Here is a 12,812-nt window from a genome sequence, read left to right on the forward strand (position 1 = left end):
TCAATCTTTGTTACAGTCACTGCGTATCCCGAAGCTAAAAACGATTTCTCATGACGATCGCAGTTGGTAGCGCCCCACAAAGAGGATGGTTTGATGTCCTTGATGATTGGTTGAAGCGCGACCGCTTTGTATTTATTGGTTGGTCCGGACTACTCCTACTTCCTTGTGCATATCTTGCTATAGGTGGTTGGTTCGTCGGAACAACATTTGTTACCTCTTGGTACACACATGGAGTTGCAAGCTCATACCTTGAAGGTTGTAACTTTTTAACAGCAGCTGTAAGTACCCCTGGTGATGCCATGGGACACAGTCTTCTATTTTTATGGGGTCCTGAAGCCCAAGGTAGTTTCGTAAGATGGCTACAGCTTGGTGGTCTTTGGAACTTCGTTGCATTACATGGAGTATTTGGCCTTATTGGTTTTATGCTTCGTCAGTTTGAAATTGCTGGCCTTGTTGGAATTAGACCTTACAACGCTTTAGCATTCTCAGCAGTAATTGCAGTATTTACAAGTATTTTCCTTATTTATCCTTTAGGACAGCATAGTTGGTTCTTCGCACCTTCATTCGGTGTTGCAGCAATCTTCCGTTACATTCTGTTCATTCAAGGTTTTCATAATATTACTTTAAATCCATTTCACATGATGGGTGTTGCTGGAATTCTTGGTGGTGCTCTACTTTGCGCTATTCATGGAGCTACAGTACAAAACACTTTGTATGAAGATACAAGTATTTATACAGATGGTAAGGTTCAAAGTTCAACATTTAGAGCTTTTGACCCAACTCAAGAAGAAGAAACTTATTCAATGATTACAGCGAATAGATTCTGGAGTCAAATCTTCGGTATTGCTTTCTCAAACAAGCGTTTCTTACATTTCTTGATGCTATTTGTACCTGTAATGGGTATGTGGACATCTTCAATTGGTATCGTCGGCTTAGCACTAAACTTAAGAGCTTATGATTTCGTAAGCCAAGAAATTCGTGCAGCAGAAGATCCAGAATTTGAAACTTTCTATACAAAAAATATACTTTTGAACGAAGGTATGCGAGCATGGATGTCTTCTGTGGATCAACCACACGAAAACTTTGTATTCCCTGAGGAGGTTCTTCCACGTGGAAACGCCCTTTAATAATTTATTAAGAGCTCCAAACCAAAGTATTGAGGAAACTGGTTATGCCTGGTATGTAGGCAACGCTAGATTAATCAATTTATCTGGACGTTTATTGGGAGCTCACATTGCTCACTCTGGACTAATAGTCTTTTGGGCGGGAGCAATGATGCTCTTTGAGGTTAATCATTTCACTTTTGATAAACCAATGTGGGAGCAAGGTTTAATCTGTATGCCACACGTTGCAATGTTTGGCTACGGGATAGGCCCAGGTGGTGAAGTTACTGATATCATGCCTTTCTTCCAAGCAGGCGTGGTTCATTTGATAGCTTCTGCTGTTCTTGGTTTTGGTGGTATTTACCATTCATTAGCAGGCCCAGAAAAACTTGAAGAAGATTTTCCATTTTTCTCCACCGATTGGAGAGATAAAAATCAAATGACAAATATTCTTGGATATCATTTGATTGTATTAGGTGTAGGTGCATTAGCATGGTCAGTTAACTGGTGTTTTATTGGCGGTGCATATGACACATGGGCACCTGGTGGTGGTGAAGTCAGACTTGTTAATCCAACTTTAGATCCGAGAGTTATTCTTGGTTATCTATTTAGATCTCCATGGGGAGGAGCTGGTTCAATAATCGGTGTCAACTCCATCGAAGATATTGTTGGTGGACACGTTTACGTGGGTATTACTGCAATTATTGGAGGAATATTCCATATCTTCACAAAACCCTTTGGATGGGCAAGAAGAGCATTCATCTGGAATGGTGAAGGACTATTAAGTTATGCTCTTGGTGGAATTTGTGTAGCAAGTTTCATTGCTTCAACATTCATTTGGTTTAACAATACTGCTTACCCTTCAGAATTTTATGGCCCAACAAATGCTGAAGCTTCACAGGCTCAAAGCTTTACTTTCCTAGTGAGAGACCAAAGAATTGGAGCTAACGTAGGTTCAACAATGGGACCAACAGGTCTAGGTAAGTATCTCATGAGATCTCCTACTGGTGAAATTATATTTGGTGGTGAAACAATGAGATTTTGGGATTTCAGAGGTCCATGGTTAGAGCCTTTAAGAGGTCCTAATGGTTTGAGCCTTGAGAAAATTCAAAATGATATTCAGCCTTGGCAGGTAAGAAGAGCAGCTGAATATATGACTCATGCTCCTAACGCTTCTATCAACTCTGTTGGTGGAATCATTACAGAGCCAAATGCTGTTAACTTCGTTAACCTAAGACAATGGTTAGCTGCAGCTCAATTCTTCCTAGGATGGTTTACATTTATCGGTCATCTTTGGCATGCTGGACGTGCTAGAGCTGCCGCTGCTGGTTTCGAGAAAGGAATCGACAGAAAGAGTGAACCAGCTCTAGAAATGCCTGATCTAGATTAATTTCTATTTCATCTTTAAAAAAGCCCTATCTTTAGATAGGGTTTTTTTTGCTCAATTTTATTATCTATATAAATTTTCTCTGAGCCATGGCAAACTTAAACCCATTACATTACTAAAACAACCCTCTATTTTTTCTATATATTTGCCACCAATACCTTCCAAGGCAAATCCTCCTGCGCAATATAAAGGTTCATTTGTATCTACATAACTCTTGATTTCCCAATCCTCCAAATTAGAAAAATAAACTCTTGAACTTACTGTTTTTTTTATTATTTCAGTGATTTTAAAAATATTGGAAGTTGAATCAAAATTCCCAATTATTAGAGTATGACCAGTATGTAAAAATCCAAATTCTCCAGACATTTTTTTCCATCTAATAAATGCCTCCTCTTTGTTAGATGGTTTTCCATAAGCTTCTCCTTTAAATTCAAAAATTGAATCGCACCCAAGTATTTCCATAGTTCCATAATTAAATTCTTCGGGCAATGATAAGTTTTGAATATTTTCAGATAAACTATTAGCCTTTTGAAAAGATAATTCCAAAGCTAAATTAAATATATTCTTTTCTTGAATAGTAGTTTCATCAAATTTACTTGCTATTTGGATAAATTCGATTTGACAATTTTCTAGTAATTTCTTTCTAGATTGAGAAGCAGAGGCTAGAATTAACACAAATTTTTTACCAAATTATAATTCAATTTAATAATTAATAAATTTTAAAATTAATATAAATTACTAATGGAGTTAGAAGCAAAATTACATGAAATAAGGAAACCAATAATGGTCTTAGGTACTTCCAGTGGAGCAGGGAAATCGTTAACGGTTACTGCTATTTGCAGGATTCTTAAAAATTTAGGAGAAGAACCAATACCTTTTAAAGGACAAAATATGAGTAACAATGCTTGGGTTGATTGGGAAGGTGGAGAGATGGCATATTCACAAGCACTTCAAGCTTTTGCTTGTGGTATTAATCCCTCTGCAGAGATGAATCCCATTTTATTAAAACCACAAGGAAACTCAATAAGCGAGGTGATTCACCTTGGCAAAAGTATAGGAATAACAACTGCCTCAAATTACTACAAAGATTGGTTTATTCCAGGTTGGGAAGTAATTAAAAAAAGTCTAAGTTCTATTTATGAAAAAACCCCAAATTGCCGTTTAATTATCGAAGGTGCTGGAAGTCCAGTAGAAATGAATTTGATTCATAGAGATCTTACTAATTTAAGAGTTGCTAAGTATTTAAATGCAAATTGCATTTTAGTTACTGATATTGAAAGAGGGGGTGTATTTGCCCAAATAATAGGAACGCTTGAATTAATGAAACCTGAAGAAAAAAAACTTATTAAGGGGATAATTATAAATAGATTCAGAGGAGACCTTTCATTATTTGCAGAGGGGAAAAAATGGATAGAAAGTAAAACTCAAATTCCCATCATTGGAATTATTCCATGGCTAAATGACTCATTTCCTCCAGAAGATTCACTAGATTTATTAGAAAAAAAATCTCGTCACACAACTGCCGAGATAAAAGTAGGAATTATAAAATTACCATCTATAAGCAATTTTTCAGATTTTGATCCATTAGAAAATGAAAAATCAATACTAATTGAATGGGTAAGAGAATCCCAAAACTTAAAAAAGTTCGATTTTATTATCCTTCCTGGAAGTAAGCAAACTATTAAAGATCAAATTTATCTCAAAGAAAGTGGTTTATCTCAGGACATAAAAGAATACTCAAACAATAAAGGAAATATTATTGGTATTTGTGGAGGTTTACAAATGTTAGGGACATCACTTGAAGATCCTTTTTTCAAAGAGGGGTCAAAAAGTTGTTTAGAACAAAAAATTAAAGGAATTGGATTACTGCCATTAAAAACCACTTTCTTTGAGAAAAAATTGACCAGACAAATCAGCTCCGAATCTTTATGGCCATGCCACTCAAAAATTAATGGATTCGAAATTCACAACGGCAAAACTGAATTAGTAGAAAGTGAAAACTTATTAAAGATTAGGCCTATTTTTAAGGATTTAGATCTTGGTTGGTATACTGAAAAAAAGGAAGGTGGAACTATCGCAGGTACATACATTCACGGGATCTTTGAAAATGATAATTGGAGAGATCAATATATAAATTTAATAAGGAAAAGTAAAAATTTACCAATATTCAATAAAAAATCAATATCTTATAAAAAGAAAAGAGAATCAATTATTGATAATCTTGCCAACGAATTTGATAAACATCTAAATATCACATCATTACTAAATTGAAAGATAAAAAAATTAAAATTCTATGGGCAAATAATAACGAGACCTATGCTTCTGAGGGAGATGATTGGTTCTCAACTGCAGAAAAAGCAGGTTTAGAAATTCCAACTGGCTGCTTAACAGGTAGTTGCGGTGCCTGTGAGATAGATGTAAATGGTAAAACGATAAGGGCTTGTATAAGCGATATTAAAAGCAATAAAAAAAGTCTATTAAAAGTTTCTTTAACTACAGATCCCTTTTGGGAAAGCTAAATCTTATATTCTTTTTTAATATAAAAAATTCAAATTAATTCCAAACGTATATTCTTCATTTTTAAGAATTTGTCCTATATCTTGAACTCCTACAGCATTGGAATAATATAAATCTAATGACTTTTCAGGAGAAAGAGAATATCTCAATGCGAGAGTTGAATTAAAATCAGAATCGTTTTTAATTGAAGTATTTATTTCTGGGATAAGCATCAAATTATCTGATAAATTTATATAACTTGAAAAGCCTATCCCCCCAAAACTTTCCACTCCACTAAAAAAGTATTTAGGACTTATATTAAATGCCAACCAATTATTTAATCTAAAAGTATTTATAAATTCTGTAAATAAATACCCTTGATTACTATCGTCATTTCTTCCAACAGATGATCTAAATGTGAGCCAATAAAGGTCATTTTTTTGGGGACTAAATATTAAAAGCTTGCCACCTAATCGATAATTAAGATTATTTTCACCTAAGTAGGTTGAATATAGATTTGAATTTTTACTTTTACTAAAGTTCAAATCATTAAAACTACCAATACTTAAAAGCTCTAATTGAAAAATATTTGATAAAGAATAACCATAAAAACCAAACAAATTACCTTTGCTATCATAGTTAAATTTAATTTGTGAAGTTCCCGCTTTTGGTAACAAGGCATTATTTACTGTAATTCCACCATTTCTAATAGATTTATCTCTTTTTATTAACGGAGTAAGGTAGGTATTTTTTTCATAAGGTTTATAAGTAATTTTGGCAGAATAAAGTGCCAGATCATCTGATGGGATAGTTAATAGTCCAGTAGATGGAGTTGCACCAAAGGAGTTTGTTATTTTTCCTTCAATTCCAATTTTGGGATTAATATCCCATCCTAAACCAATACTATAAATAGGCTTTCTAGAGTATTTCAAATCGCTGTCAAAATAATTATTTCCTGGCCCTAAAGGGGTTGTATATGAGAAAAGAAGATTAAGATCTTTAGCAACATCAAAGACAAGACCACTTCCAATATAGAAATTATTACCATACGCGTTTTTACCAATCCCTTTTGAACCTAACTTTTCAGGCAAGAAATTAATGCCAGGAACAATTAAAGCAGTTAAATTTTCATTTAATTTTTTTGATATTGGCAAGGACAATGACCCAATCAAATTATCAAATCTATCTCTTCCATTTAAACTGTCTTTTTGATTAAAAATACTTTTAGAGTCTTTAGTTCCGCTAGCTTGCCTCCAATACTCAATGGTTGGTACTATGGAAACTCTTAAGCTATTTACATCGCCATTTAATAATTCTTTCTTAAATGAAATAGCATAGTTTTGCCAATTGTAATTTACTTTTTGACCATCAATAAGATTGTATAAATCATCATCAGCCTCAGCAAAATATACAGTCATGAGTGAAGAATCTGAAATACCATAATCAAAAATAAATGCAGGGTTTTGTTGCCCAGTTCCTCCCGATACACCTCCTTCAAAAGATGATTTCCACCTAATAGAGGTTTGATAGTTGCCATTATCAAGAAAATTATTAAGTGGCAAAAAAGGTTCGATTTCAATAATAGAAGAAACTGATTTTTTTGAGGATTCATATTTTCTTTCTTCGTTTGATAATTTAGTCTTATTTATAATTGAACCTTGTCGTTTTTGATCCCCAAAATAAAATTCATCATTCTTGTAAGATTTCCAGATAATCTTTTTCAATGGTTTACGTTTATTTTCATCCACCTTTGTCCAGTTAACCGAATTTAATCCAGACGAGTCTTCTTTAACTTTTTCTGCAAATACTCCAAGAAAATTTAAGAATTGACTAATTAAAAATATATAAAAAATCAACCTCATTTAAAAACTTCTTAGATTTGATACGTATTTTCTTAATTATAAGCAATGTTAACAACATCGATCAATCTCAAGCTTCTAAAGAAATTGACTTACCAGGTAAAAAACTAATCTTTCAATTGTTCTATATTTTTGTCTAAATTCATCTGCCAATAAACCAATAAAGAGGAGTAAAATTTAAATAAAATATTGATTTAGTTAAGAAGTCTCTAATAATAATTTTCACTAAACATTCCAAATTATAAAAACAAAGAAAAAAATTCAATAAAAAACTGAGCCTTGAAATTTATTTATTAAAGTAACCTTTTTTGATTCTTGAAGAGGCTTTAATATAACTATCTAAATATGAGTAAAGAATGGGGAAGATCTTATTATCTATATATAAATAGATTTAAAAGTAAGATTTTCAAAAAATTTTAAAAGATAATTATTATCTAGTGGGATGAAAAAGATAGCCAGAAATAATAATATTTCCAAATATTTTTAAAAACTTGGAGTTTATAACACCCTTAATGATAAATTTTATTATTTAAGTCCTATTTTTTAAAAATTTATGAAGAAAAAACAAGTTTTAATTATAGGCTATGGTTCTATTGGGAAGAAATATGGAGACTATTTAAAGGATCAAGATAAATATGATATATCAATTGTAGATCCATCCTCTAAGGCACTTAAAGAAGCAAAAACAAATAATTTCGAAGTTTTTGAAGAATTAAATGAAAAAGTTTTTAAAAACCAATTTGATTATGGGATTGTTTCAAACTGGGGTCCAGATCATACAAATACATGTGATTTGATTATCAAAAATCAAATAGAGAAAATCACGGTAGAAAAACCATTTTGTAATAATCTTTTTTTAGGAGAAAAGTTATTAGAAAAAATTAATAGAGATAAAATTAAAGTTAATGTTCACTTTAGATGGCCTTATATTGGCTTAATTGAGGAAATACAATTTATTGAAAAAAAATTTAATCTTGGAACTATATCTTCAATTAATATTATTGGAGGCGCGAATTGCTTAAGCACAGGCGGCATTCATTGGATGGATTTTGCTTGTAGGCACTTTAAAAGTATGCCCAAAATAATTTCTAGTTTAAATAATTGCGATAAAATAAATCCAAGGAGTAAAGAATTAATCTACATAGACGGCTCCAGCGTTTTTATTTTTGAAAATAATAAAAGACTTTTTTTTAATTTAGACAACAATAGTTCAATTGCATCGGAAACCAAATTAGTTTATAAGCATGGATACATAACTATAGATTCCAAATCAATTATTAGAGTTTACAAAAGAAATAAGAAGGAAATTGAAATTGCTGAGAATCAAATAACAAGGTATGGAATTGCAAATCTAATTTATGAATCAAAAATTCTTCAAAATAAATCATCAATTCCAAATGTTGTAGAAGAGATATTTGATGATAACAAAAATGAAATGATTTGTTCAGCTTTTGATGGATTAAGAGCCTCAAGAATGTTAATCTTATGTCTTGAAAGCTCTAAATTAGGCAAACAATTAAATTACCATCAACATGCGGAAATAGAGTTTAACAACTCCTGGAATATAAGCTAATGGAACTTCTTTACATAGGATCTGGACCAATTTCTAATTTTCACTTGCCCGCATTAGTGAAAAGTGGCTTCTCCATAAAAAAAATAGCTACAAGAGAGAATTCAGATCGTTGTCAATCATTCTGCAAAGACCATGAATTAATTCATGCTTTTGAAAATAAAGGATATAAATTTGCTATTCAAAACGAGAAATTTGATTGTGCTGTGATAGCTATAGACACTCAAGCAACCCCAAAAGTCCTTAAGGATATTATTAGCCTTAATATCCCTATTTTAGTTGAAAAGCCAGTTGGATGGCATCCTAAGCAGCTCAAAGAAATCCTAAATGAATATCAAAGTTTTTCAGAAAATATCTTAGTTGCTTACAATAGAAGATTTTATAAAGGTGTGAATATCTTAAAAGATTTCATTCAAAATAATAAAGATGGCATTTTGAGAGTTTCTATTCCTGATTCGATTAATACAGTTAGACAATTTTTAGTCAATGGGTGTCATATGATTGACTTGATAAATTATCTTATTCCTGAATTAGAAATCCAGTATAGTAAATCTAATATTGAATCAAACAATATTATTAAAAATTTTGCTGCAATTGCTAAAGGCGCAAATAATTGGCAGGTGTTAATTGATAGCAAACCAGGAGTACCAGACAATTTCGAAATCTCTGCATCTTCAAATAATTGCGTCTATAAATTAAGACCAATTGAAGTATTAAAGATTTTTGAAGAAATGAGTATTTTGGAACCTACGAAAGAAATGCCACTGAGAAGATATGTCCCATCACTAAAAGAAGAATATATTGAAGATGCATCATTTAAGCCTGGTTTTCTTTCGCAAGCTCAAGCTTTTATGGAATTTTGTATAAACAAAAAAGAATCACCTGGAATATCAAAATTGGCTGATGCTTTAAGGACTTTAGAATTATGCCATAGGATAATAAATGAACAAAACATTTCTTACAGTCAATTTATAAACTTATGAAAAAATACTATTGCTTAATACCTGCCAGGGGAGGCTCAAAAGGAATTAAAGGGAAAAATATTAAACTTTTAGAAGGGAAACCTCTTATTGCCTACACAATTGAATGTGCAAAAGAATCAAGAATTTTTGAAAAGATTTTTGTGAGCACCGACGATTCTCAAATAGCAAAAGTTGCGAAAGATTATGGAGCTCAAATACCTTTTATGAGAGATGCCTCTCTTGGAGGAGATAGAACACATATGTTTAAGGTTTATAAAGAATTTGCAAAAAAATTAACTGCAATCAAAGATGAAGATATCCTAATGATTCTATTGCCTACTAATCCCTTAAGGAATATAGAAGATATTCATTTAGTTAAAAATGCATATGAAAATGATAAAGATTTAGAATGGGTTTTTACTTGTAACGAATGTGAGCATCACCCATATAGAGCAGTAAGGGTCTGTGAAAAAACAAACATTATGCAGCCTTTTTTTCCTATAGAAAATAAAGTAATGTGGTCAAATAGACAAGAATTACCTAAAGCTTATCGTTTTAATGGTGCAATAATATCTGGCAAAACTGGTTTAATTAGAAATAATGAAGAATACCCTATAGATAGTTTTAACTATATGGACGCCAAAGTAAAAGGTGTGGTCTCATCTGAGTATTCAAGGCTAGATATTGATACAATGCTTGACTTTAGATTTATCGAAAGCTTATTAAAAATAGTCAAATAGAATTTAATGACAATAGTTTTAATAACGGGGACTCAAAATAGACACCTAAGTATAGCTTCAAAACTTATAGATAATTTTGAAGTTATTTGGATTAGATATAAAAGAAAATTAGTTCCTCAAGTTGATCAAATTCAGTCGAATTTTCTTAAAGAGCATCTTGAAAAACTTGTTAAAGATGAGACAGATGAGTTAGGTATTTTTAATATAAATGAGATTCTCAAGAGTAAGAATATTATTAAAAGTTTGGAAATCGATTCTTTAAAGAATTTCAATGAGTTATCTCCAAAGTTTCTAGAAAGTTTTGAATTTAATGCAGATGCTACTGTTATATATGGGAGCGGTATAATAGGTGATGATTTCATGAAAGTCCTGCCACAACCTCTTATAAATATCCATGGCGGGATTTCGCCATATTTCAAAGGTTCAAGTACACTTTTGTACGCTTTAGCCTTAGGTCAACCTGAACTATTAGGGATGACGATTCATGAGATTGATTCTGGCATAGATTCGGGAGATATATTTTGTCACTTGCTTCCTGATCTTAAGTTTGGGATGAGTCCAACAAAAATGTTTGCATCTTGTCAAAAAAAATTATACGAAGAAATTGAAAATATTATTAATAAAATAATAGAAGGGAGCTTGACTTCAGTGCCACAATCTAAGTTTGGAAGAACATTTATGGAAAGAGATTATAGAGAAGCTATTCTTAAAAGTATTTACACAATGTATGAAGAAGGTTTTTTTAATTTATCAATTTCTGAATTAAAGAAATTAAGAAATAAATATAAATTAAGAGAATGTTAGAAGTAACTTTATTAGGAAATGGGCCTTCATTATCTAATATAAATTTTGGAGAAACTATTAATAAAAGTAATTTTATAATTAGTTGTAATAGAATTTTCCTCCATGAACAATTTGATGAATTTTCAGAAAGAATAATTGTTTGTTTTTCCGATTTATCATTTAAAAATAAGTTTAAATTAATTTATTCTCTTTCAAAAAAGTGTAAAAACATTTATTGCCCCTCTGACTATGAATTTTATAATAAAGGGATTAAAAACATATCTAGTTATTTTTTAAAGAGGGAAAAAGAAGCAAAAAGTTTAGTTTGCGAAAATATTAAAAATTATCCAAATGTTGTAGATACTTGTTCAGTTTTATTTACTATAATGCTGCCATTATGTATGCAATATAATCCGAAAAAAATCAACCTATTCGGTTTTGATGGCACATATTCAAAAAACAGCAAATATTTTTATAAAGATTCTAAGAATATAGACTATAAATGGAATATAACTGAAGAGGAGCAATGGTCTAATTTATTTGAAAAAGAGATGAACTTATTTAGAGAATATTGCTCTAAAGAAAAAATAGAATTGAACAAATGAAAGATATTTACAATGATTTATCTTTTTTATTCAATAATAATAGAGGTATAGTTAGTGACTTAAATAATGATTTAAACAAAAGATTATGTGAATTAATTCCATTTAAAAAAATAAAATATAAATCTGGAGAAAAAATTGACAATTGGAAAGTTCCTTTATCTTGGGAATTAATTAGAGTAGAAGTTAAAATTAATTCCTTATCAATAAATCAAAAAGATATACCTTTGATTGTGCCTTTTGGAACCGCATCATTTAGAGTTTCAGGAAATTATATTGATCTTAAAAAATTTATTTATACTTTAGAGGATAAACCTTTAGCTACTCCTTATAGAACAAATTACTATTCGCCCAAAAATTATAAGATCTGTTTACCCTTTAAATATTTATCCTGTCTAAATGATGAAGACCAAATATCAATAAATGTAGAGTCAAGAACCAAGCCATCGAATTTAGAAGTTCTTGAAATAACCTTAGAAGGTAATTCAAAGCATGAAATTCTTTTTACAACTTATAACTGTCATCCTGGATTAGGTAATGATAATTTTTCCGGTTTAATTGGATTGTGCAAATTATACAGACAACTTTCAAATCTTAATAACCTTCACTTTACTTATCGTTTTGCCGTTTTCCCAGAGACAATAGGTGCTATTTTTTATATAAACTATCTTCAAAAAAATGATGAATTACAAAATATTCTTTTTAGCTCAGTTTTAACATGCCTAGGAGGTAAATTAAAAAATTATAGTTTCAAAGAATCCCCAGTAAAATCATCTTATTCCGAAGCGTATAAAAACGAATTAAAAAAAGAAATCCCTAATATAAAAATAATGCCATTTACTCCTGATGGCAGTGATGAGAGACAATTCTCTTCCCCAAATGTTGGAATTGCGAGTTCAAGCCTATGCAGAAACAGATACTACGAATATGAAGAATATCATACATCTCTTGATACACTTGAATATATGGATATTTGTGCAGTAAACGAAAGCACAAATTTTATATTTAATGCAATTAAAAGTCTTGATAAAAATCTCAGGATTCCAAAGTCTCATGCCAGATTTGGAGAACCTTGCTTAAGTGCTTATGATTTGTTTTTACATGATGGGGGCTCATATACATCGAAAAAAACCAATTCTAATATAAATCAAAAAAAAATATTATTTACACTTTTATCAATTATTGATGGTAAACTCTCTTTCGAAGAGATAGTTAAACTTACTATGAGTAAAATAGATTCCGAGAGATCAGATGTTGAGAAAGTTCTTCAAAAAGTAATAGATTTAAATATAGTTTATGATTAACTAATA

At 30.9% G+C, this 12,812-nt stretch carries 12 protein-coding genes; 10 read left to right on the plus strand and 2 right to left on the minus strand.

Annotated elements, in window-relative coordinates; translation table 11 throughout:
* Nucleotides 1-50 precede the first annotated feature (50 nt).
* Together psbD and psbC are read left to right on the plus strand one after the other, a co-directional pair.
* The gene (gene psbD, locus A9601_RS15395; protein WP_002807316.1) at nt 51-1,127 is read left to right on the plus strand and encodes a photosystem II D2 protein (photosystem q(a) protein); all 1,077 of its coding nucleotides are present in this window, start codon (nt 51-53) and stop codon (nt 1,125-1,127) included.
* Complete coding sequence (psbC, locus tag A9601_RS15400) at nt 1,111-2,493, plus strand: photosystem II reaction center protein CP43 (protein ID WP_011818757.1); 1,383 nt, start codon at nt 1,111-1,113, stop codon at nt 2,491-2,493. Before psbD ends, psbC begins: the two co-directional genes overlap by 17 nt.
* A 60-nt stretch (nt 2,494-2,553) precedes the next feature.
* Here the strand turns inward: psbC and A9601_RS15405 are convergent, their stop codons facing one another.
* Nucleotides 2,554-3,165 (minus strand): nucleoside triphosphate pyrophosphatase, encoded by a 612-nt coding sequence (locus tag A9601_RS15405; RefSeq protein WP_011818758.1) that lies wholly within the window; start codon nt 3,163-3,165, stop codon nt 2,554-2,556.
* 66 nt (nt 3,166-3,231) lie between these two features.
* Between A9601_RS15405 and A9601_RS15410 the strand changes: the two genes are divergently transcribed.
* Nucleotides 3,232-4,761, plus strand: a complete 1,530-nt coding sequence (locus A9601_RS15410; protein ID WP_041484551.1) for a cobyric acid synthase — start codon at nt 3,232-3,234, stop codon at nt 4,759-4,761.
* Nucleotides 4,758-5,009 (plus strand): 2Fe-2S iron-sulfur cluster-binding protein, encoded by a 252-nt coding sequence (locus tag A9601_RS15415; protein WP_011818760.1) that lies wholly within the window; start codon nt 4,758-4,760, stop codon nt 5,007-5,009. The genes A9601_RS15410 and A9601_RS15415 overlap by 4 nt, the downstream gene beginning before the upstream one ends.
* Before the next feature lie 15 nt (nt 5,010-5,024).
* On the opposite strand, the gene A9601_RS15420 is transcribed toward A9601_RS15415, so the two are convergent.
* A complete protein-coding gene (locus A9601_RS15420) occupies nt 5,025-6,848 on the minus strand; it encodes a hypothetical protein (protein ID WP_011818761.1) in 1,824 nt (607 codons plus the stop codon).
* Nucleotides 6,849-7,398: 550 nt separating this feature from the next.
* Here A9601_RS15420 and A9601_RS15425 point away from each other — a divergent pair.
* From A9601_RS15425 to A9601_RS15450, 6 genes are read left to right on the plus strand one after another with little or no spacing between them, the layout of a single operon-like run.
* The gene (locus A9601_RS15425) at nt 7,399-8,418 is read left to right on the plus strand and encodes a Gfo/Idh/MocA family oxidoreductase (RefSeq protein WP_011818762.1); all 1,020 of its coding nucleotides are present in this window, start codon (nt 7,399-7,401) and stop codon (nt 8,416-8,418) included.
* The gene (locus tag A9601_RS15430) at nt 8,418-9,398 is read left to right on the plus strand and encodes a Gfo/Idh/MocA family oxidoreductase (protein WP_011818763.1); all 981 of its coding nucleotides are present in this window, start codon (nt 8,418-8,420) and stop codon (nt 9,396-9,398) included. The genes A9601_RS15425 and A9601_RS15430 overlap by 1 nt, the downstream gene beginning before the upstream one ends.
* The gene (locus tag A9601_RS15435; RefSeq protein WP_011818764.1) at nt 9,395-10,117 is read left to right on the plus strand and encodes an acylneuraminate cytidylyltransferase family protein; all 723 of its coding nucleotides are present in this window, start codon (nt 9,395-9,397) and stop codon (nt 10,115-10,117) included. The genes A9601_RS15430 and A9601_RS15435 overlap by 4 nt, the downstream gene beginning before the upstream one ends.
* A gap of 6 nt (nt 10,118-10,123) precedes the next feature.
* The gene (locus A9601_RS15440) at nt 10,124-10,921 is read left to right on the plus strand and encodes a formyl transferase (RefSeq protein WP_011818765.1); all 798 of its coding nucleotides are present in this window, start codon (nt 10,124-10,126) and stop codon (nt 10,919-10,921) included.
* Entirely contained in the window at nt 10,915-11,505 is a 591-nt protein-coding gene (locus A9601_RS15445; RefSeq protein ID WP_011818766.1) for a hypothetical protein, read from the plus strand. Before A9601_RS15440 ends, A9601_RS15445 begins: the two co-directional genes overlap by 7 nt.
* On the plus strand, nt 11,502-12,806 hold the full coding sequence (locus A9601_RS15450) for a DUF4910 domain-containing protein (protein ID WP_011818767.1): 1,305 nt from the start codon (nt 11,502-11,504) through the stop codon (nt 12,804-12,806). The genes A9601_RS15445 and A9601_RS15450 overlap by 4 nt, the downstream gene beginning before the upstream one ends.
* Nucleotides 12,807-12,812 lie beyond the last annotated feature (6 nt).

It is taken from the genome of Prochlorococcus marinus str. AS9601 (assembly GCF_000015645.1).
GTDB classification, from domain to species: domain Bacteria; phylum Cyanobacteriota; class Cyanobacteriia; order PCC-6307; family Cyanobiaceae; genus Prochlorococcus_A; species Prochlorococcus_A marinus_O.

Excerpts from the sequence above, each read along its gene's own strand:
- psbD (WP_002807316.1), top strand. The coding sequence starts at position 51 with ATGACGATCGCAGTTGGTAGCGCCCCACAAAGAGGATGGTTTGATGTC.
- A9601_RS15410 (WP_041484551.1), top strand. The coding sequence starts at position 3,232 with ATGGAGTTAGAAGCAAAATTACATGAAATAAGGAAACCAATAATGGTC.
- A9601_RS15420 (WP_011818761.1), bottom strand. The coding sequence starts at position 6,848 with ATGAGGTTGATTTTTTATATATTTTTAATTAGTCAATTCTTAAATTTT.
- A9601_RS15425 (WP_011818762.1), top strand. The coding sequence starts at position 7,399 with ATGAAGAAAAAACAAGTTTTAATTATAGGCTATGGTTCTATTGGGAAG.
- A9601_RS15430 (WP_011818763.1), top strand. The coding sequence starts at position 8,418 with ATGGAACTTCTTTACATAGGATCTGGACCAATTTCTAATTTTCACTTG.
- A9601_RS15435 (WP_011818764.1), top strand. The coding sequence starts at position 9,395 with ATGAAAAAATACTATTGCTTAATACCTGCCAGGGGAGGCTCAAAAGGA.
- A9601_RS15440 (WP_011818765.1), top strand. The coding sequence starts at position 10,124 with ATGACAATAGTTTTAATAACGGGGACTCAAAATAGACACCTAAGTATA.
- A9601_RS15445 (WP_011818766.1), top strand. The coding sequence starts at position 10,915 with ATGTTAGAAGTAACTTTATTAGGAAATGGGCCTTCATTATCTAATATA.
- A9601_RS15450 (WP_011818767.1), top strand. The coding sequence starts at position 11,502 with ATGAAAGATATTTACAATGATTTATCTTTTTTATTCAATAATAATAGA.